Raw genomic sequence first — 19,970 nt, 5'->3', positions numbered from 1 at the left:
GCGCCGGAGGCCTTCCGGGTACGCGCCGCGGGCACGGGTCGCTGGATACAGTGCCCGCATGAACAGCAAGTCAGCGGCGTTCGACGAGCTCGATCGCAAGATCATCACGGCGCTGATGGCGAACGCGAGGACCAGCTTCGCCGAGATCGGCTCGGCCATCGGGCTGTCGGCCACCGCGGTCAAGCGGCGGGTGGACCGGCTGCGGGAGACCGGGGTGATCACGGGGTTCACGGCCACGGTGAAGCCGGCGGCGCTCGGATGGCGCACGGAGGCGTACGTGGAGGTGTACTGCGAGGGCGCGGCGCCGCCCCGGCGGCTGGCGGAGGTGGTGCGCAACCATCCGGAGATCACGGCGGCGATGACGGTGACCGGGGGCGCGGACGCGCTGCTGCATGTGCGGGCCGTCGATGTGGAGCACTTCGAGGAGGTGCTGGAGCGGATCCGCACCGAGCCGTTCATCCGGAAGACGATCAGTTACATGGTGCTGTCGCACCTCCTGCCCGAGGCTCCGGAGGCCGCCGCCACCCACGACGCACCGAACGTGCGCTGAGCGGCTTCCATACGCAGCATCACTGCGTGAACACGCAGCGCTTGTCGCTTGTCGGGCGTCTGTCCTGATTCCTACCGTGGTGTCATCCCCAGCCGACACCGCAGGAAGCGGAGAGACCCTCTGTGCCCGACAGCCGTGTGCCGCGCCTTCGGCGCTTTCTCGTCTGCGAACCCAGACACTTCGCCGTGCAGTACTCGATCAATCCCTGGATGCATCCGGACACCCCCGTGGACGTCGACCTCGCCCGTGAGCAGTGGCAGGCGCTGATCCGCGCCTACCGGGACCACGGCCACACCGTGGAGACCGTGGAGCCGGTGGCGGCGCTGCCCGACATGGTCTTCGCGGCCAACTGCGCGCTCGTCCTCGGCGGCCGTGTCCTCGGCTCGCTGTTCCACGCGCCGGAGCGGCGCCCGGAGTCCACCGCGTACGACGCGTGGTTCGAGGGCGCCGGGTACGAGGTGCACCGGGCCGAGTCGGTGTGCGAGGGGGAGGGCGATCTGGTGCCGGCCGGTCGCTTCCTCCTCGCCGGGACGGGTTTCCGGACCACGCGTGAGGCCCACCGTCAGGCGCAGGAGTTCTTCGGCGTCCCGGTGATCAGCCTCCAGCTGGTGGATCCGCGGTTCTACCACATGGACACCGCCCTGTTCGTGCTCGACGACGGGGAGGACGGCAACATCGCGTACTACCCGGAGGCGTTCTCCCCCGGCAGCCGCGCGGTCCTCGCCCGGCTGTACCCGGACGCGGTGATCGCCACCCGGGAGGACGCGCTGGCCTTCGGGCTCAACTCGGTGTCCGACGGCCGCCATGTGTTCATCTCGTCCCGCGCCAAGGAACTCGCCGACCAGCTCGACCGGCAGGGCTACGTGCCCGTCCCGCTCGACCTGTCGGAGTTCCAGAAGGCCGGCGGCGGCATCAAGTGCTGCACGCAGGAGCTCCGCCCGTGAAGCTGGAGACCCGGCCCCCGTTCCACCGCCCGCCGCGGGCGTTTCGACCCATGACCCAGGAGGCCCGCTCATGACCGCTCCCGTCCGTACGCGTTCGTCGGCCGACCTCATCCGTGCCGAGGAGCCCGTCCTCGCGCACAACTACCATCCACTTCCCGTCGTCGTCGCCCGTGCCGAGGGCAGCTGGGTCGAGGACGTGGAGGGCCGCCGCTATCTGGACATGCTGGCCGGCTACTCCGCCCTCAACTTCGGTCACCGCCATCCGGCGCTGATCGAGGCCGCGCACCGCCAGCTGGACACGCTGACGCTCACGTCGCGGGCCTTCCACAACGACCGGCTGGCGGAGTTCGCGGAGTCCCTGGCCGAGCTGACGGGCCTGGACATGGTGCTGCCGATGAACACGGGCGCCGAGGCCGTGGAGAGCGGCATCAAGGTGGCCCGCAAGTGGGCGTACGAGGTGAAGGGCGTCCCCGCGGACCGGGCGACGATCGTGGTGGCCGCGGGCAACTTCCACGGCCGTACGACGACGATCGTCAGCTTCTCCACCGACCCGGAGGCGCGGGGCGGCTTCGGGCCGTTCACCCCGGGCTTCCGGGTGGTGCCGTACAACGACCTGGCCGCGCTGGAGGCGGCCGTCGACGAGACGACGGCGGCCGTGCTGATCGAGCCCATCCAGGGCGAGGCGGGTGTGCTCATCCCCGACGAGGGCTATCTGCGCGGGGTGCGGGAGGTGACCCGGCGGGCCGGGTGCCTGTTCATCGCGGACGAGATCCAGTCGGGTCTGGGCCGTACCGGCCGTACGCTCGCGGTCGACCACGAGGACGTGGTGCCCGACGCCGTGCTGCTCGGCAAGGCGCTCGGCGGTGGCATCGTCCCGGTGTCGGCGGTGGTGGCGCGCCGGGAGGTGCTGTCCGTTCTGCGGCCGGGCGAGCACGGGTCGACGTTCGGTGGGAATCCGCTGGCCGCGGCGGTGGGCTCGGCGGTGGTCGAGTTGCTGCGGACCGGGGAGTTCCAGCAGCGGGCGGCCGAGCTGGGCGTCGTCCTGCGGGACGGGCTGACGGCACTGGTCGGCCGGGGCGTGGTCGGCTTCCGGGCGCGGGGCCTGTGGGCGGGCGTCGACATCGACCCGGCGATCGGCACGGGCCGTGAGATCAGCCGACGGCTCATGGACCGGGGGATCCTCGTCAAGGACACCCATGGCTCGACGATCCGCCTGGCACCGCCGCTGACGGTCACGGCCGCGGAACTCCGCGCGGCGCTGGAGACGCTGGGGGAGGTGCTGCGGGCGGGTTCCTGATCCGGGGCCCGTCCCGCTTCGGCACCCCGCCTCCCTGCGGACAGCCGCTCCCCTTGTGGGGAGCGGCTTCTGCCGGTCGGTGGGTCCGGTGAGCTGGTCGGCGGCGAAGAAGGGTCGTCCGAGGCCGCCGGCCCGCCCATGCGGGTGGGGACCCAGCCGGGGTCGACCGCGTGGCTGGAGGTTCCCTCCCAGCGGGTCGCGCTGTCCAACACCGAACGATCCCGGCTGATCGTCTTTGCCGTTTGTGGCAGGTCGGGGCCCTCCTTACCGCCGGTACTACGGGCTACGATCAATCCTCGGCACCGCAGGACGAGGCTCACCAGCGCGCAAGCGCCTGACGCAACGTCAGTACAGTCAGCGAGGAGTCGGATGAGGCCGATCGGACCTGCCCTCACTTGGCGACGGGCTCAGTACGGTCGCGTCCGCGGATGTGCGCTGTGACCTGGCGGAACACGTCCATAGAGCCGATCCGGTAGAGCGAAGGGGACGCCGTGTTCTATTACCTGCTCAAGTATGTGCTTCTGGGTCCGCTGCTGAGGCTGGTCTTCCGGCCCCGCATCGAGGGTCTCGAACACGTGCCGTCGTCGGGCGCGGCCATCGTCGCCGGAAACCACCTGTCCTTCTCGGACCACTTCCTGATGCCGGCGATCCTCAAGCGGCGCATCACCTTCCTGGCGAAGGCCGAGTACTTCACCGGGCCGGGCGTGAAGGGCCGGCTGACGGCGTTCTTCTTCCGCAGCGCGGGTCAGATCCCCGTCGACCGCTCCGGGAAGGAGGCCGGTCAGGCCGCGATCCGCGAGGGGCTCGGGGTGCTCAGCAAGGACGAGCTGCTCGGTATCTACCCGGAGGGCACGCGCTCGCACGACGGCCGCCTCTACAAGGGCAAGGTCGGCGTGGCGGTCATGGCGCTGAAGGCCAAGGTGCCGGTGATCCCGTGCGCGATGATCGGCACGTTCGAGGCGCAGCCGCCGGGCAAGGTCATCCCGAACATCCACCCCGTCGTGATCCGCTTCGGCAAGCCCCTCGACTTCTCCCGCTACGAAGGCATGGAGAACGAGAAGGCCGTCCTGCGGGCCATCACCGACGAGATCATGTACGCGATCCTCTCGCTCTCCGAGCAGGAGTACGTGGACCAGTACGCGGCCGTCGTGAAGGCCCAGGAGGCCGAGGCCGCGGCGAAGGAACGCAAGGAGCGGAGGGAACGCAAGTTCCCGCGTCTGCCGCTGAGTTGACGCGGGTGGCGCGGGCGATGCGGGCGGTGCGGGGGACGCCGGTGGGCCGACGGCGAGGCGTGGGTGCCGCTATGTCACCGCGTACACGATGCCGTTGCCGCTGCTGAGGTAGAGCACCCCCTCGGCGAAGGCGGGTGCCGCGTTCACGGGGCTGCCGGTGGGGAACGTCCACCGCTTCCCGCCGGTCTCGGCGTCCACGGCGTACAGGTTGCCGTCACCGCTGCCCGTGTAGGCCACCCCGTCGACGACCGTCGGCGCGCCCACGAACGGTTCCTTGCTGACGCGGGTCCTCCACCGCCGCTTGCCCGTGCGCGCGTCCACGGCGGTCAACTCGCCGACCCCGCCGCCCAGGTAGACCGTCCCGTCGACGACGGTCGGCGCGCTCACGAATCTCTCGGCCGCGAACCTCCACCGCCGGTCGCCGGTCCCGGCGTCCAGCGCGTAGAGATACCCGTCCTCGCTGCTGAGGTACACCGCTCCGTCAGCGACCGCCACGACTGAGTCGAGCAGACCTCCGGTGGTGAATTCCCACCGCCGCTTGCCGGTGGCGGCGTCCAGCGCGTACGCGGTACCCCGCAGAGCGCACGCGTAGACAGTCCCGTCGGCGACGGTCGGCGCCTCCTCCACTCGGCTGCTGGTGGTGGATTTCCACCGCTGTGCACCGGTGCCGCTGTCGACGGCGTACACGTGGCCGTCCTGGTCGTCGCGGTATGTTGCGCCGATGCCCTTCGGGAGCCTGCCCCCGCCGCCGACGTACACCAGGCCCTCGGCGACCGTCGGCGGTGAGCTTCTGCCCTTGCCGGTGCGGAACTTCCACCGTTGTCTGCCCGTGTCCGCGTCCACCGCGTACAGGTTGCCGTCCTCACTGCCCACGTAGACCGTTCCGTCGGCGACCGCCGGCGCCGCGTTCACGTTCCCGCCGGTTTTGAACGCCCAGCGCATTTCGCCGGTGCCGGCGTCCAGCGCGTACAGGAAGTCGGTCTCGGTGCCGACGTACACAACGCCGTCGGCGACGATCGGCGACGCGTAGACGAGGCCGCCGGTGATGAATCTCCACTTCTCGGCGCCGGACGGGGCCGCGGGTGAGGGCGATGGTGTGGGTGTGGGGGAGGCGTCGGTCCTTCGGCTGGGGCCGGGTGAGCCCATGGGTTCCTTGGCGGAATCCCGGTCGCTGAGCTTCCAGCCGGCGAAGCCGAGCCCTGCGGCGGCGGCAGCGCCGAGGCCACCGACCAGGGCCCGCCGACGGGTCGGGCCGGCGGCGCGCGGCGCCGGGGACGGGGACGGGGTCGGGGTCGGGGTCGCGCCGGATGCCACCGCTTCCGGGTTCTCGGAAGGGGGCTGGGACGGGGCTGGATCCGGAGTTGGTGCTGGTGTCGGTGCGAGGGGTACCGCCGGTGGAGGGGGGAGTGCGGGGCTCTGCACGGTGGTGCGGGCGTGCACGCTCGCGGCGACCGGAGCGGGCAGCCAGCCGGGCCGGGTGGGCGGATGCGTGCCCGCCTCCCCCGCGACGTGACCTCCGGCGACCACCTCTCCCGTGACCCCTCCGGCGTCGGCCTCTGCGACAGTGCCCCTGTCGGCCGTCTCGGTCTCCCCCGGCGTCTCGGCGGCAGCCTCAGCCAGTTGTGCGAGCAGTGTCGCCACCGTGGGGCGGCGATGGGGCTGCTTGGCCAGACAGCTCGCCACCAAGGGCCGTAGCCGGGGCGGCAGTCGGCTCAGATCCGGTTCCTCGTAGACGACACGGAAGCCCAGGGCATGCCCCGAGCCCGCCCCGAACGGCCCCGATCCCGTCGCGGCGAACGTCAGCACCGCCCCCAAGGAGAAGACATCACTGGCAGGCCCGATCGGCTTCCCGGTCAACTGCTCGGGCGACATGAACCCCGGTGTGCCCACCACCATGCCGGTACGGGTCAACGCACTGGCCTCATGAGCCACCGAGATCCCGAAGTCGATCACCCGAGGGCCGTCCGTGGCGAGGAGGATGTTGGACGGTTTGAGGTCCCGGTGGACCACGTCCACCGCATGGATCGCCTCCAGCGCCTCGGCTAGACCGGCACCGAGCGCCAGCACCGGCCCCTGCGGCCAGGGCCCGTGCGCGGTGACGGCCTCGCTCAGCGCGACGCCCGGTACGTACGCCGTCGCCAGCCACGGCGGCGACCCCTCCGGGTCGGCGTCCACGACCCCGGCGGTGAACACCCCGTTGACGCGTCGGGCCGCGGCCACCTCCCGGGCGAACCGGCGCCGGAACTCGGCGTCCTCGGCCAAATCCGCGCGCACCACCTTCACCGCCACCGCCCTGCCACCGGGCGAGCGCCCCAGATAGACCCGGCCCATTCCGCCCGCGCCCAGCCGCGCGACGATCCGGTACCGCCCGATCCGCTCCGGGTCCCCCGACTCCAGCGCCTCGTACGCCTCCACCCGCAACCCCCTGCCCCGCCCGGTCCCCCGCCGCCGGCCACCCGCCCCGCGCCCTGACTCCTTGAGCCCTTGAGCCCTTGAGCCCTTGGCACCTTGAGCCCTGCCGAAGGCCCCACATCATCCCCGACTCACCCGTCCCGCACTACTGCCCCTCCCCTGCCGATGTCCACGGGGCGACCGAGGCGCCCACCGCTGAACAAGCGGTGCGGCAACCGGAGTCGGCGGGCCGGCTGCCGGGCGGCCGGGCTCTGCCCAGAGCAGATCCTCCTCCTGGGGCAGCGCCACCGCCGTACGGTCGGAGCATGAGACGTGCTGTGGTGATCGGGGCGACGGGACAGATCGGGCGTGTGGCCGTGGGCGTGCTGGCGAGGGACGGCTGGGAGGTGACGGCCCTGTCGCGGGGAGGCGGGCGGGACGACGGCTGGCCCGAGGAGGTGCGGGTCGGACGCGTGGACCGCGCGGACGACACGGCGCTGGCGGCGGCGATCGGCGACAGCTGCGACGTCGTGGTGGACATGGTCGCGTACGGGCCCGAACACGCACGGCAGTTGACCGCGTTGGCCGACCGGATCGGCTCGGCGGTCGTCGTCTCCAGTGTGTCGGTGTACGAGGACGACAAGGGCCGCAACTTCGACACCCAGACCGAGCCGGACGGCTTCCCCGAGTACCCCCTCCCCCTCACCGAGGAGCAGCGGACGATCCAGCCCGGCGAAACGTCGTACAGCACCCGCAAGGCGGGGCTCGAACGGGAACTCCTCGCCGCCGGCGACCGGTTGCCGACGACGCTGCTGCGCGCGGGCGCCATCCACGGGCCGCACTGCCGTACGCCCCGTGAGCTGTACTTCGTGAAGCGCAACCTCGACCGGCGGCCCCGGCGGATCCTCGCGTACGGCGGGCGGAGCCGCTTCCATCCGGCGAGCGTCACCAACATCGCCGAACTGATCCGCCTGGCCGCCGCCCGGCCGGGTTCCCGGGCACTCAACGCGGTCGACCCCGACGCGCCCACGGTCGAGGAGATCGCCGCCGCGATCGACGCCGTGATGGGCGTCACGGTGGAGGACGTGCTCGTCGACGGGCCCGCCCCCTCGCCCACGGTGGGCGACACCCCATGGTCCGTGCCCACGGACGTGGTGTGCGACATGTCGGCGGCCGAGCGGGAGGTGGGCTACCGCCCGGTGGTCCGGTACGCCGAGACCCTGCCGGAGACCGTCGCGTGGATCGAGAGCCGGCTGGTGGGCGGCCGGGACTGGCGGGAGGCGTACCCCAAGATGGCCGCGGCGTACGGCGACCTCTTCGACTACGCGGCGGAGGACGCCTGGTTGGCGGAACACCGGCCGTGAGCGGCCGAGTCCCCTGACACAGGGTCGGACCAGGCACATGATCGGGCCTGACACATGAAGGAAGGGCGACCGGTCGGCCCGGTCGCCCTTCACGCACTCAGTTCCCTACGGTGCCGGCGTGGCGTGCGGGGTGCACTTCACGTCGGACTTGCCCACCTTGCCGGTGAGCAGGTAGGAGTCCACGCGCTCGTTGACACACGCGTTGACCAGGCCGGTGACTCCGTGGGAGCCGGCCTTCGTCTCCGTGATCAGACGCGAGCCCTTGAACCGCTTGTGCAGCTCGACGGCACCCTCGTACGGGGTGGCCGCGTCACGCTCGGACTGGACGATCAGGACGGGCGGCAGGCCCTTCTTCGTCTTGACCTCCACCGGCGTGTACTGCTTCGACGGCCAGGTCGCGCACGGCAGGTTCATCCAGGCGTTGGCCCAGGTCATGAACGGGTAGTTCTTGTGCAGCCGGGTGTTGTCGCGGTCCCACGTCTTCCAGCTGGTGGGCCACTTGGCGTCGGTGCACTCGACCGCGGTGTAGACGGCGTTGCCGTTCTCCGACGCCGCGTTGCCCGCGGTGTCGCTGAGGTCCGGGGCGGCCGCGTCGACCAGCGCCTGGGTGTCACCGGCGGCGTACTTGCTCCACACCTGCGCGGTGGGCACCCACGCGGAGTCGTAGTACGGGGCGCTCTGGAAGAAGGAGATCAGCTCGGCCGGGCCGACGAGCCCGCCGATCGGGTTCTTCTTCGCGGTGGCGCGCAGCTCCAGCCACTTCGCCTGCACCTTGGCGCGGGTGTCACCGAGGTGGAACGTCGCGTCGTTCTGCGCGACCCACTTCGTCCAGTCCTTCCAGCGCCCCTCGAAGGCGACGTCCTGGTCCAGGTTGGCCTGGTACCAGATCTTCTCGCGCGAGGGGTTCACCACGCTGTCGACGACCAGGCGGCGCACGTGGGTCGGGAAGAGGGTGCCGTAGACCGCGCCGAGGTAGGTGCCGTACGAGACGCCGAGGAAGTTGAGCTTCTTCTCCCCGAGGGCGGCACGGATGACGTCCAGGTCACGCGCCGTGTTCGCCGTGGTCATGTACGGCAGCATCGCGCCGCTGCGCTCCTTGCAGCCGGCCGCGTAGGCGGCGGCGAGCTTGCGCTGCTTGCGCTTGTCGGCCTCGGTGTCGGGCACCGGGTCCATCTTGGGCGCCTTCACGAACTCCTGCGGGTCGACACAGGAGATGGGCGCCGACTTGCCGACACCGCGCGGGTCGAAGCCCACGAAGTCGTACGCCTTGGAGACGTTCACCCACAGCGGGTTCTTGGTGGTGACCCGGCGCGGGAAGCGCAGACCCGAGCCGCCGGGGCCGCCCGGGTTGTAGACGAGGGCGCCCTGGCGCTCCTCCTTCGTGCCCGTGCTGCCGATGTGGTCCACGGCGAGCTTGATCTGCTTGCCGTTCGGCTTGGCGTAGTTCAGCGGCACGGTGACCCAGCCGCACTGGATGGGCTTCTCCAGCCCCCATGCCTCGGGGCAGTCCTGCCACGTGACGCCCTTCTTCGCCGCCTTGGCGGCGGCGACGGCGACACCCTTGGCCTCCAGGTCCTTGCCACCGCCGCCGGCCGCGGCGTTGGCCACGGGGGCGGTGACGGCGCCGGCTATCAGGGTCGCCGTGACGAGCAGTCCGGCGGAGCCGAACGCTGCCGCCCTTCTCGTCGGCCTCATACCTCTCAAGAGGGAACTCCCCGTACATCGTTTCGAAGTTTCGAATGGTCACGGGGATCCTCGTACTTGTGAGGCATCGGGGAACAGGGGGGCGGAACGTTCTTTACTAATCCGATAACCGGTGAGGAACGTTCCGTTGAGCGGGCTGCGGGTCAGCCGTCGAGCCCGGCCAACGCCTCCTCCAACACCCGCCGCAGCAGCAACGCGTCGGGCGCCAGGGCACTGACGAGGACGGCGGGCCCGGCCAACGGAGTGAGCGTGGCCGCCTCCCCCAGCACCCGGGGTTCAGGCGCCCGCTCCGCGAACTCCGGTCGTACGACGACGAGTTGCCCGAGCGCACGATACCCGCCCAGCACGGCGGGACCGTCCCAGCCGCCGGGTGCGCCCGGACCGCAGGACACCTCCTGGTCGAGCAGCGCCCGCCCGTCCAGCCGCACGGTGAGCCGGCTGCTCAACCGCCCGGGCTCCTCCCCGGCCCGCCCCAGCACCTGCTCCTCCCGGAACACGAGCCGGGCACCGGACGCGAGATCCAGTGAGGTCGACACCCGCAGGTCGCTGCCGCAGGCCGAGATCAACTGCTCGGGCAGCCACCGCAGTTCGCCCCCGGCGGCGACCCGGACCCGCACGTCGTAGCGGGCGTCCTCCTTGCCCTGCCCCGGCAGCGCGATGGTCGCCGCCGCGGACCCCAGGTGCAGCCGGGCGCCCTCCCCGACCTCCGCCTCCACGGCAAGACGGTCGCCCCCGAGCGGGCCGCTCATGGCGCCGACCAGCATGACCCGGGCCTCGTCACCACTCCCCCGGGTGCGCCGCAGCGCGAGCGGCCCATGGCTCTCCAGCACGGGCAGAGCGGTATCGCCGCGCCCGTCGGCACGGGCGGTGAGCCGTGCGGTGGCGCGGACACCGGTCGTACTCATGGCGGGCGTACGAGCGGGACCCGCGTCCCGCGGCTTCGTCGCGCCCGTACCCCGCGGCCCAGCACCTCCCGCCGCCGTCATGCGGTCCACGCCGCGAGCCGTTCCCGTACCCAGGCGGCGACGTCGGTGACACCGGCCTCGCTCCTGAGCGACTGGAAAACGACCGGCAGTTCGGCGCGCTGCGCCTTCGCGTCTGCGGCCATCCGGCCGAGGTCCGACCCGACGTACGGCGCGAGGTCCGTCTTGTTGACCACGAGCAGATCGGCGGTGGTGACGCCGGGACCGCCCTTGCGGGGGATGTCGTCGCCGCCGGCCACGTCGATCACGAAGATCTGCGCGTCCACGAGGCCCTTGGAGAACGTGGCGGTGAGGTTGTCGCCGCCGGACTCGACGAGGACGAGATCGAGCGGGCCGACCTCGTCCTCCAGGTCCTCGACGGCTTCCAGGTTCGCCGAGATGTCGTCCCGGATCGCCGTGTGCGGGCATGCGCCCGTCTCCACGGCCGTGATCCGCTCGGGCGGCAGCACGGCCTCGCGCAGCAGGAACTCGGCGTCCTCCCGCGTGTAGATGTCGTTGGTCACGACGGCCAGGGCGAGCTCGTCCCGCAGCGCACGGCACAGCGCCGCAACGGTCGCCGTCTTGCCGGACCCCACGGGTCCGCCGAGACCGATCCGCAGCGCGCGGCGACGCCCGTCGGGCCGATACGCGTCCGCGCTCACCGCGGAGGGACCGTCATGGAGATGGTCATGGTCGAGATGCATGAAGCGGCTCCTTTGTTATTGGGCTGGCCGAAGAGTTCGGAGGCGTGGTGATCAGGCGGGTGCGGCGCGTGGGTGGTTGCTCGCGCAGTTCCCCGCGCCCCTGAAAAGCAGGGGGCACACCCGAGTCTTTTAGGGGCGCGGGGAACTGCGCGATCAGCCCACGACAACCCGCACCCGCCGACGAATCACACGCCCCCGAGCTCGAACGCGGGGGTCGAAGGGGCGCAGCCCCTGGGGATGGGACGGGTAGGGGCGGCGGGGGCGACCCCCTCCTACGAGGCGAACAACCGCACGGCCCAAGCCGCATGCACCTCCGCCCCGATCTCCAGCAACGGCCCGGAAGCCGCCGGCAGCACATCCACCCCTCCCCCGACGGCCTCCCGCCCCGCCTCGACGGCCGACCGCACCACACGGTCCATCTCGGGAGCCAACCGCGCCACCACCCCCGTCGCGTCGAACGGATCCAGGCTCAGCAACCGCACGGTCGCACCGGCCGGCCCGCTCACGCTCTCGTACACGGAGCAGTACGCGGCGTCCTCGGGCCCGAGCCCGGCCGCCCGCGCCGTGACCCCCAACACCACCGGCTGGTGCGCCCCCTTGGGGAACTCCCGTGCCAGCACGTCCAGTTCACCGGACGGCCAGGTCGCCCGGGCCGCCCGCATCAACTGCCGCCCCAGCTTGCGGGAGGCGCCCCGCAGAGCGAGCGACGGTGTCCGGGCGTCGGCCGCCGCGTCCAGTGCGACCGGGTCCACCCCGAGCGCCGCAGCCGCGGCCAGCGCCGCCGACACCAGCCCCACCGTGTGCAACCGACCCCGGCAGAACGCCTCCAGCCCTTCCGCCCCGCGGATCAGCCCGGCCTTGACGGCCGCCTCGGCCCCGCCGGAGTGCGCGTGCCCCCCGGCGGGAAAGCGGCCGTCGGCCAGTACGAGAAGAGTCGCCCTGGACATCAGAAGAGGAAGTACCGCTGAGCCATGGGCAGTTCGGAGGCCGGTGTCGCCTCCACCAGCTCGCCGTCGATGTGCACGGCGAAGCTGTCGGGGTCGATCCGCACCTCGGGCCGCGCGTCGTTCTCCCGCATGTCGGCCTTGGTGACCCCGCGCGTCGACTCGATGGCGACGAACCGCTTCCCGAGCGAGAGCCGCTCCGGCAGTCCGTCCTCGATGGCGAGCGGCGCCACGAAGTTGAACGAGTTGGAGGCCGGCGCCCGCCCGATCGCCCCGTACATCGGGCGCGGGAGGATCGGCTGCGGTGTCGGGATGGACGCGTTGGCGTCGCCCATCTGCGCGTACGCGATCTGCCCGCCCTTGATCACGAGCTGCGGCTTCACCCCGAAGAACGCGGGCTCCCACACCACCAGGTCGGCGAGCTTGCCGCTCTCCACGGACCCGATCTCACGGGCGAGGCCCTGCGCGAGCGCGGGGTTGATCGTGTATTTGGCGACATAGCGACGTACACGGTGGTTGTCGGCGCGGTCGTCACCCGGCAGGGCGCCCCGTCGCCGCTTCATCACGTGCGCGGTCTGCCAGGTGCGCAGGACGACCTCGCCCACACGGCCCATGGCCTGCGCGTCGGACGAGATGATCGAGATGGCGCCCAGGTCGTGCAGTATGTCCTCGGCCCCGATGGTCGACGGCCGGATCCGCGACTCGGCGAACGCCAGGTCCTCCGGCACCGCCGCGTTCAGGTGGTGGCAGACCATCAGCATGTCGAGGTGTTCCTCGGCGGTGTTGACGGTGTAGGGCCGGGTCGGGTTGGTGGAGCTGGGCAGCACGTGCGGCTGCGAGACCACGCTCATGATGTCGGGCGCGTGCCCGCCGCCCGCGCCCTCGGTGTGGTACGCGTGGATGCCCCGTCCGGCGATGGCGGCCAGCGTGTCGCCGACGAACCCGGCCTCGTTGAGGGTGTCCGTGTGGATGGCGACCTGGATGCCGGTCCGGTCGGCGACGGTCAGGGACGCGTCGATGACGGCGGGCGTCGACCCCCAGTCCTCGTGCAGCTTCAGGCCGAGCGCCCCGCCCCGGATCTGGGACAGCATCGCCTCGTGGGAGACGGTGTTGCCCTTGCCGAGGAATCCGATGTTCAGCGGGTACTGCTCCATCGCCTCCAGCATCCGGGCGAGATGCCAGGGGCCGGGGGTGACGGTGGTCGCCTTGGAGCCCTCCGCCGGTCCGGTGCCGCCGCCGACCAGAGTGGTCACTCCGGAGGCCAGCGCCTCGTCGGCGATCTGCGGGCAGATGAAGTGGACGTGCGCGTCGATGGCACCGGCGGTCACGATCCGCCCGTTGCCCGCGATGATCTCCGTCTCGGGCCCGATGACGAGGTCGGGGTGGACGCCGTCCATGGTGTCGGGGTTGCCGGCCTTGCCGATGCCGGTGATACGGCCGTCGCGGATGCCGATGTCGGCCTTGACGATGCCCCAGTGGTCGATGATCACCGCGCCGGTGATGACCGTGTCCGGGGTGCCGTCTGCGCGCGTAGCGCGAGCCTGGCCCATGGATTCACGGATGACCTTGCCACCGCCGAACACGGCCTCGTCACCGGCGAGTCCGGGACCGCCGGAACGGTCCTCCTCGATCTCGACGAGCAGATCGGTGTCGGCGAGCCGGATGCGGTCACCGGTGGTCGGTCCGAACAGGTCGGCGTACGCGGCACGCGAGATCTCAGGCATCGAGGGCACCTCCGGTCTCCCCGCGCAGTCCCGGCACGACACGGGCGCCGGTGAGCGGGACGAGTTCGACGTCGACGGGGATCCCGGGCTCGAACCGCACGGCGGTGCCGGCGGCGACGTTCAGCCGCTTGCCGCGCGCGGCGGCACGGTCGAACTCCAGGCCGGGGTTGGCCTCGGCGAAGTGGTAGTGGGAGCCGACCTGGACGGGCCGGTCGGCGGCGTTGAGGACGGTCAGGCGGGTGACCTCACGGCCCTCGTTGTACACGATCGGGCCCTCGGCGAAGAGGATCTCTCCGGGAATCACGGCAGCCCCCTTCAGACGATCGGGTCGTGGACGGTGACGAGCTTGGTGCCGTCCGGGAACGTCGCCTCGACCTGGACGTCGTGGATCATCTCGGGAATGCCCTCCATCACGTCGTCGCGGGTGAGCAGCTTCCGCCCGGACGCCATGAGTTCGGCCACCGTACGGCCGTCCCGCGCGCCTTCCAGGATGTGCGCGGTGATCAGGGCGACGGCTTCGGGGTGGTTCAGCTTCAGGCCCCGGGCCCTGCGCTTCTCGGCCACGTCCGCCGCCACATGGATCAGCAGCCTCTCCTGCTCGTGCGGGGTCAGTTGCACGGCGTCCCACCTCACATCCTCGCTCCGGACCGTGCGGGGTCCGGTTGCCTCGCCACCGCGCAACATCGCAGGTGGCGTGGCCGCAGGCTAATTGGGCGTCGTTTCGGTGACGTTAACCGACCGATGTTGCCCGCACATCGCCCCACGCCGATCCAGCCACCGCCGACACGGCCCGCCCCACCGGCCCGGGGCCGACGCCGGGCAACTCGGGCCTGCGCCGGGGGCCGGGGCGCGAATCCGGTCGGCTCGGGCCGACGCGACGGGCCGACGCGACGGGCTGGGGCCCACGGGCAGTACGACACCGACGGGGCCCGTCCGGAGTCACGCGGCGCGGCGCGGCGCGGGCGCGGCGTGGCGTGGGCGCGGCGTGGCATCGACGCGGCGTGGCGTCGACGCGGCGTGGCGTGGGCGCGGCGTGGCGTCGACGCGGCGTCGCGCGGCCGGCTCAGCTGCGGGCGGCCGGGTGCTCCATGCCCATCAGAGCCTTCAGCCCCAGCTCGACCACCTGGACCGGCATGTCCCCGAAGAGCGCGTACTGGGCCGCGAAACCCTGGGCGAGCGCGATCAACGTCCGCGCCACGCTGAGCGCCGGGATGTCGGCCCGCATCATCCCCGCGTCCTGGTACGCCTCGACGATCTCGATCCACGGCTGCCGCACCTGCGCGAAACCGTCGTTGAGCATGTTCTGCAACTCCGGGTTGCGGATGGTCTCGGCCCACACCTGCACCATCAACCGGGGGTAGAGGGACCCGCCACTCGGCCCCAGCGTCGTCTCCTTGCCGAGGATCTGCCGGATGACCATGCCGATGAGGATGTCCGGGGACGGCAGCGGCCGCTGGGCAGCGGCTTCCTGGAACGCGCCCCGGATCTCACTGATCACCTCCGCGACGATCGCGGAGATCAGCTCTTCCTTGCCGCTGAAGTAGCGGTAGACGGCCCCGGCGGAGAGGTCCGCCTCCTTCAGTACGTCCTGCATCGACGTGGCATGGAACCCGTTGCGGGCGAAGCAGCGGGCCGCGGCGTCGAGGATCTGGCGGCGGCGGGCGTCTAGACGCTCCTGCGATACGCGAGGCATGCCCCAAAAGTAAAACGAACGTTCCTTCTTGACAAGGCGCGCCTCGGCGAGCATGGTGAAGACAAGAAAAACGAACGCTCCTTCTTTTTAGTGGCCGGGAGCGCGCCGAGGCCGACCGAGACCCGGCACACCACCGCTCCCCACCCACCCCATCGGTATGGAGGGAAACCATGTCCGCCACGTCCACCGCACCCTCGGCGGCCGAGCCCGCCGCCCCGGCCACACCGGCCGTTCCGACCGGCTCCGGGGCGCACGTGATACCGCCGAGTCGCCGGATGGTCGCGGTCATCGTGCTGATCCCCGTCATCGCGGCACTCGCGCTCTGGGCCTTCGCCTGGCCCAACGCCCGTATCGCCCCGCGCGATCTGCCGCTCGGCGTGGCGGGGCCCGCGACCGCCGCCGCGCAGGTCGAGCAGCGCCTGGAGCAGCGGGACGGCGCTTTCGAGGTGCACCGTTACGCCGACGAGGCAGCCGCGCGGGACGCGATCGAGGACCGGACCGTGTACGGCGCGGTCGTGGTCACCGAGGCGGGGCCGAAGCTGCTGACGGCGTCGGCGGCGAGCCCGATGGTCGCGCAGTTGCTCCAGCAGGCGGTGGGCGAGCAGGCCGCTCAGGAGGGCGCCCGGGTGGAGGTCACCGATGTGGTGGCGACCCCGGCAAAGGACCCGCGCGGGTCGGTCTTCGGTTCGAGTGTGCTGCCGCTGGCGCTGGCCGGTACCGCCTCCGGCGCGGTGGTGACGCTGCTCGGGTTGCGCGGGGCGCGTGCGGCCGGCGCACTGGCCGGGGCGGCCGTCCTGGTCGGTCTCGCCGCCGCGGCCCTGGCGCACACCTGGCTGGGCGTGCTCACCGGTGACTGGTGGGCGGAGGCCGGCGTACTGAGCCTCACCACGCTCGCCGTGGGTGCCACCGTGGCCGGCCTGGCCGCGCTGCTGGGCCGGGCGGGCCTCGGTCTGGGCGCGCTGCTGATCGTGTTCCTCGGCAACCCGTTCTCGGGCGCCGCCTCGGCACCCCGGATGCTGCCCGAGCCCGCCGGGACGCTCGGTCAGTGGCTGCCGCCGGGCGCGGGCGCGACCTTGCTGCGCTCCGTCTCGTTCTTCGACGGCGCCGCCGCCCTCAGCCCGGCACTCGTCCTGACCTGGTGGGCCGTACTCGGCCTGGGCGCGGTCCTCCTGGGCCCCCTGCTCAAGCGGCCAAAGAAGCCCAACACGTCACAGCCCGCCGCACCCACCACCGGCCGCACTCCGGCCCCCACGCCCGCGTACTGACCGCGAGCGGCTCCGGGCCAGAACCGGCGTCGGATCCGGAGCCGACGCCACACGAGAAGCGGCCCCACAGACAGGCCGTGCGCCCCCGCTGTAGCGGACGGGGGCGCACGGCCTGCTCGTATATGTGGCAAGTGACGCGCCCGCGCGCCCCTAGGAGGCGCCCGACCCCCGGTGCTCCGCCGTGATGCCGAACCGCTGCTGGTCCCGGGGAGGCGACGCCACCTCTCGGACGCCGGAGACCGCGCTGATCACGGGTTCCTCCGCGGGATCCTGGAGCGCTTCGAGCTGCTCCAGATCGGCGGCGGAGACCAGGGCGACGAGGGGCTTGCCGTGCCGCGTCACGACGACGCGCTCGCCGCCGTAGACCACTCGGTTGATCAGATCGGCGAGCTCAGCCCTGGCTTGCGTCACCGGAATCTCGTAGGCCATGGGGTCCAGCTTAGACCGGGTCCCCCCGCCTCCCCGGAGCGGAAGATCCCATTCTGCCCCATGACGCTCCGTACGTTCGTACGATCACAATGACCTCCACCGGGAGGCGTTCATGACAATCAATCGGGGAGATCGATCATGTCCAGCCTTTCCAGGCGCACACTGCTCGGATACACGGGGACAGCGGCGGCGGGGACAGCGGCGGCGGGTCCCGCGCTGTTCGCCGGCGGACCGGCCCGCGCGGCCGAGAACGGGAGCGCGGACGAAAACCCGACGCCGGTGCAGGCCCAGGCCCAGGCCCAGGAGAACGCGACGGCCGACTTCCCGGAGGGCACCAAGTTCAGCGGGTACGTCCGCATGCCCGGTACCGAGATGACGGAGCTCACGGTCAGCTTCACCGTGAGCACGACGGAGGCGCCGGCGGCCCAGCGGATCTCGGCGCTCGAGGTGGCGAACGCCCTCAACGAACTCGCCGCCACCCGCGGCTGGCCCCCCATCACCTTCTACGGAACCCCCGCCCCCGCCCCGCTCAACTGACCCGACGTCCCACCCGCGCGCCCCACCCGACACCCCACCGCTTACCCGGGCCCGAGACCGATCCCCGTGGAGTCACGCTCCGCGGGGATTTTCGCTGTCGGCCAAGTCTTACCCCGAAGCGACGTACGTCCTGTACATTTTTGACAGAAGTCGATCAGAGGAGACTCCCATGCCCGCCAACCGCCCGTCGGCCCGCCATGTGCTCCCCGAATTCACCGAACGCACAAGTACGGGTCACCGAACGATGGATCCGTATGCCAAGTTGCTGGAGGAGCGGATCGTGTTCCTCGGGACGCAGATCGACGACACGTCGGCGAACGACGTGATGGCGCAGTTCATGCACCTGGAGTACCAGTCCCCTGAGCGGGACATCTCTCTCTACATCAACTCCCCCGGCGGCTCGTTCAGCGCGATGACGGCGATCTACGACACGATCCGGTTCGTCACCTGCGACGTGGAGACCGTCTGCCTCGGCCGGGCGGGAGCCTCCGCCGCGGTACTGCTGGCGGCGGGCACCCCGGGCAAGCGATCCGTGTTGCAGGGCGCGCAGGTGGTGATCCATCAGCCGGCGCTGGCCGAGCCGGTCACCGGGCAGGCGAGCGATCTGGCGATCCAGGCCGAGGAGCTGCTGCGCAACCGCCGACGGCTGGAGGAGCTGCTCGTACGGCACACCGGGCAGAGCCACGAGCGGATCAGCGGCGACATCGAGCGGGACAAGATCCTCGACGCGCACGGAGCCGTGGAGTACGGCCTGGCCGACCGGGTCGTGCCGAGCCGCAAGGGCTCGCGGGCGCTCCCCGGCGCGAGGTGAGCCGCCGATGCTCCCACCCGAGCTGCCGCCGTTGCCCGCGCTGACGCGCGCCGAGGCGGAGTTGATCGACCGTTATCTGGACGTGGTCGACCTGCTGGGCCGGATCAACCCGGCCCGCCCCGGCGACACGTATCGCGGGCTGCGGGCCGCACAGGCCCTCGTCAGCCGGGCGACGGCGCTGCGCGACGCGCTCGAACTCATGCACGCGCGTGGTGAGAACGAACTGCACGCCCCCACCCTGGCCCGTGCCCTGCGGGTCCTGGACGGGGAGCGACGGGCGGCCCGGGTCACCCTTCCGCCGGAACCCGAGGACTCCCCCGCCTGACCCCGAGGACTCACCCGCCTGAACCGATCGGGCGTCGCGCGCCGTACTACTGACGGGCCCTCCGGTCCGGGTCTCGACCCTCCGGACGGCCTACGCGGAACAACCCATCGGCCCATCCGTCCCCGAAACCGCCGGAGTTGCGCATCATGCCTGCAAGAGTGCCGGAAGCTGCCATTCCGATGCTGGTACGGACGTCCTCGACTCTGTGGACAGAACAGCTGAAAAAGGTCTGTCCACCCGAACGGGCGAGTGGTGAGTAACACCACAAATCCCTGATTCCGTTGGGATTTTCGGACTTCAGTGCGTCAAGATCCCTTCCTGACGACAAGCCCCCGCCGCAGCGGCGGGGCGATCCGGGCGGACGCCGAGTCCTGCCGCCGTCCGGATGACCGGTCGACAGGAGTGGATCGGCAGGAGTGGAGGACCCAAGCACGACGGGTCGCCGGGACGGTCACGCCATGACCGGGCCGAGCAGCCCTTGGGGTGAAGCCGCGTCAGCGGCCGGGCAACTTCGCCAGCCCGAATCCGACAGGTCATCCTTCACAGGCGGCTGACGAAGGGTTGCGCATGTCTGCGCTCAATCGTGTCCCGTCGCTGTTGACCCGGGCCGGCACGGCCTCGGCTCTCACCATCGCCGCCGTCGGCGGCAGCATCGTGGTCCCGGGCGTCGCATCGGACGCCGAGGCCGCCACAGTGGCGTCGAAGGCACTTCAGGTCGCGGCTTCCAAGAAGGGCTCCCCCTACCGGTACGGCGCGACGGGCCCCGGCAGGTTCGACTGCTCAGGGCTGACGCTCTACTCGTTCAAGAAGGCGGGCAAGAAGCTGCCCCGTACTGCCCAGCAGCAGTACAACAAGACGAAGCACGTCTCCGCGAGCAGCCGCAAGCTCGGAGACCTCGTCTTCTTCCACTCGGGATCGAACGTGTACCACGTCGGGATCTACGCGGGGAAGGGAAAGATCTGGCACTCGCCGAAGACGGGTGACGTCGTGCGACTGCAGAAGATCTGGACGAAGAGCGTCTGGTACGGCCGGGTCCGCTGACCCGCCGGGGGGCGGCCGGAGCACCGGCCGCCCCCTCGGTCGCCCCGGGGCCG

Annotated in this window: 20 protein-coding genes and 1 riboswitch; of the genes, 10 read left to right on the top strand and 10 right to left on the bottom strand. The window is 71.4% G+C overall.

Annotation, left to right across the window (positions count from 1 at the left end; translation table 11 throughout):
- Window positions 1–58 precede the first annotated feature (58 nt).
- The 4 genes from M8J73_RS18235 to M8J73_RS18220 all read left to right on the top strand — a co-directional run bounded on the left by M8J73_RS18235 (window position 59) and on the right by M8J73_RS18220 (window position 4,023).
- Window positions 59–550, top strand: a complete 492-nt coding sequence (locus tag M8J73_RS18235; protein WP_055537445.1) for an Lrp/AsnC family transcriptional regulator — start codon at window positions 59–61, stop codon at window positions 548–550.
- A 122-nt stretch (window positions 551–672) separates the two neighbouring features.
- Entirely contained in the window at window positions 673–1,494 is an 822-nt protein-coding gene (gene ddaH / locus M8J73_RS18230; protein ID WP_055537446.1) for a dimethylargininase, read from the top strand.
- 70 nt (window positions 1,495–1,564) lie between these two features.
- Window positions 1,565–2,791, top strand: coding sequence for an ornithine--oxo-acid transaminase (rocD, locus tag M8J73_RS18225; RefSeq protein WP_055537447.1), 1,227 nt, complete (start codon window positions 1,565–1,567; stop codon window positions 2,789–2,791).
- 491 nt (window positions 2,792–3,282) lie between these two features.
- The gene (locus M8J73_RS18220; protein WP_055537448.1) at window positions 3,283–4,023 is read left to right on the top strand and encodes a lysophospholipid acyltransferase family protein; all 741 of its coding nucleotides are present in this window, start codon (window positions 3,283–3,285) and stop codon (window positions 4,021–4,023) included.
- A 69-nt stretch (window positions 4,024–4,092) separates the two neighbouring features.
- Here the strand turns inward: M8J73_RS18220 and M8J73_RS18215 are convergent, their stop codons facing one another.
- Window positions 4,093–6,438, bottom strand: coding sequence for a serine/threonine-protein kinase (locus tag M8J73_RS18215; RefSeq protein WP_249828806.1), 2,346 nt, complete (start codon window positions 6,436–6,438; stop codon window positions 4,093–4,095).
- A 314-nt stretch (window positions 6,439–6,752) separates the two neighbouring features.
- Here M8J73_RS18215 and M8J73_RS18210 point away from each other — a divergent pair, with 314 nt between their 5' ends.
- The gene (locus M8J73_RS18210; protein ID WP_055542548.1) at window positions 6,753–7,778 is read left to right on the top strand and encodes an NAD-dependent epimerase/dehydratase family protein; all 1,026 of its coding nucleotides are present in this window, start codon (window positions 6,753–6,755) and stop codon (window positions 7,776–7,778) included.
- Window positions 7,779–7,883: 105 nt separating this feature from the next.
- On the opposite strand, the gene M8J73_RS18205 is transcribed toward M8J73_RS18210, so the two are convergent.
- From M8J73_RS18205 to M8J73_RS18170, 8 genes are all read right to left on the bottom strand, one after another.
- Window positions 7,884–9,473 carry an alpha/beta hydrolase gene (locus tag M8J73_RS18205; protein ID WP_055542547.1) on the bottom strand — a complete coding sequence of 530 codons (1,590 nt, stop codon included), beginning with the start codon at window positions 9,471–9,473 and terminating at the stop codon, window positions 7,884–7,886.
- Window positions 9,474–9,625: 152 nt separating this feature from the next.
- Window positions 9,626–10,387 (bottom strand): urease accessory protein UreD, encoded by a 762-nt coding sequence (locus M8J73_RS18200; protein WP_055542546.1) that lies wholly within the window; start codon window positions 10,385–10,387, stop codon window positions 9,626–9,628.
- A gap of 77 nt (window positions 10,388–10,464) precedes the next feature.
- Window positions 10,465–11,148: an urease accessory protein UreG gene (gene ureG, locus M8J73_RS18195; RefSeq protein WP_055542545.1), complete on the bottom strand. Its 684-nt coding sequence runs from the start codon at window positions 11,146–11,148 to the stop codon at window positions 10,465–10,467.
- Between the two features lie 272 nt (window positions 11,149–11,420).
- Window positions 11,421–12,095, bottom strand: coding sequence for an urease accessory protein UreF (locus M8J73_RS18190; protein WP_249828805.1), 675 nt, complete (start codon window positions 12,093–12,095; stop codon window positions 11,421–11,423).
- Window positions 12,095–13,816, bottom strand: a complete 1,722-nt coding sequence (locus tag M8J73_RS18185; protein ID WP_249828804.1) for an urease subunit alpha — start codon at window positions 13,814–13,816, stop codon at window positions 12,095–12,097. The genes M8J73_RS18190 and M8J73_RS18185 overlap by 1 nt, the downstream gene beginning before the upstream one ends.
- Entirely contained in the window at window positions 13,809–14,120 is a 312-nt protein-coding gene (locus tag M8J73_RS18180) for an urease subunit beta (protein ID WP_055542776.1), read from the bottom strand. Before M8J73_RS18180 ends, M8J73_RS18185 begins: the two co-directional genes overlap by 8 nt.
- 11 nt (window positions 14,121–14,131) lie before the next feature.
- A complete protein-coding gene (locus tag M8J73_RS18175; protein ID WP_048819736.1) occupies window positions 14,132–14,434 on the bottom strand; it encodes an urease subunit gamma in 303 nt (100 codons plus the stop codon).
- A 445-nt stretch (window positions 14,435–14,879) separates the two neighbouring features.
- Entirely contained in the window at window positions 14,880–15,509 is a 630-nt protein-coding gene (locus tag M8J73_RS18170; protein ID WP_055542778.1) for a TetR/AcrR family transcriptional regulator, read from the bottom strand.
- A gap of 170 nt (window positions 15,510–15,679) precedes the next feature.
- Here M8J73_RS18170 and M8J73_RS18165 point away from each other — a divergent pair, with 170 nt between their 5' ends.
- Window positions 15,680–16,774 (top strand): ABC transporter permease, encoded by a 1,095-nt coding sequence (locus M8J73_RS18165; RefSeq protein WP_055542775.1) that lies wholly within the window; start codon window positions 15,680–15,682, stop codon window positions 16,772–16,774.
- Between the two features lie 150 nt (window positions 16,775–16,924).
- On the opposite strand, the gene M8J73_RS18160 is transcribed toward M8J73_RS18165, so the two are convergent.
- On the bottom strand, window positions 16,925–17,203 hold the full coding sequence (locus M8J73_RS18160) for a type II toxin-antitoxin system Phd/YefM family antitoxin (protein WP_055542774.1): 279 nt from the start codon (window positions 17,201–17,203) through the stop codon (window positions 16,925–16,927).
- Between the two features lie 138 nt (window positions 17,204–17,341).
- Here M8J73_RS18160 and M8J73_RS18155 point away from each other — a divergent pair, with 138 nt between their 5' ends.
- The 4 genes from M8J73_RS18155 to M8J73_RS18140 all read left to right on the top strand — a co-directional run bounded on the left by M8J73_RS18155 (window position 17,342) and on the right by M8J73_RS18140 (window position 19,917).
- Window positions 17,342–17,740, top strand: coding sequence for a hypothetical protein (locus tag M8J73_RS18155; RefSeq protein ID WP_249828803.1), 399 nt, complete (start codon window positions 17,342–17,344; stop codon window positions 17,738–17,740).
- Window positions 17,741–17,909: 169 nt separating this feature from the next.
- The gene (locus M8J73_RS18150; RefSeq protein WP_055543075.1) at window positions 17,910–18,551 is read left to right on the top strand and encodes an ATP-dependent Clp protease proteolytic subunit; all 642 of its coding nucleotides are present in this window, start codon (window positions 17,910–17,912) and stop codon (window positions 18,549–18,551) included.
- A 7-nt stretch (window positions 18,552–18,558) separates the two neighbouring features.
- Complete coding sequence (locus tag M8J73_RS18145) at window positions 18,559–18,876, top strand: hypothetical protein (protein ID WP_055543074.1); 318 nt, start codon at window positions 18,559–18,561, stop codon at window positions 18,874–18,876.
- A gap of 365 nt (window positions 18,877–19,241) precedes the next feature.
- Window positions 19,242–19,440, top strand: a riboswitch (cyclic di-AMP (ydaO/yuaA leader).
- A gap of 3 nt (window positions 19,441–19,443) precedes the next feature.
- Window positions 19,444–19,917 (top strand): C40 family peptidase, encoded by a 474-nt coding sequence (locus M8J73_RS18140; RefSeq protein WP_249828802.1) that lies wholly within the window; start codon window positions 19,444–19,446, stop codon window positions 19,915–19,917.
- Window positions 19,918–19,970 lie beyond the last annotated feature (53 nt).

Origin of the sequence: Streptomyces neyagawaensis, assembly GCF_023516595.1 — a bacterium.
In the GTDB taxonomy this organism is placed as follows: domain Bacteria; phylum Actinomycetota; class Actinomycetes; order Streptomycetales; family Streptomycetaceae; genus Streptomyces; species Streptomyces neyagawaensis.
This window is presented reverse-complemented; position numbering and strand designations above follow the sequence as displayed.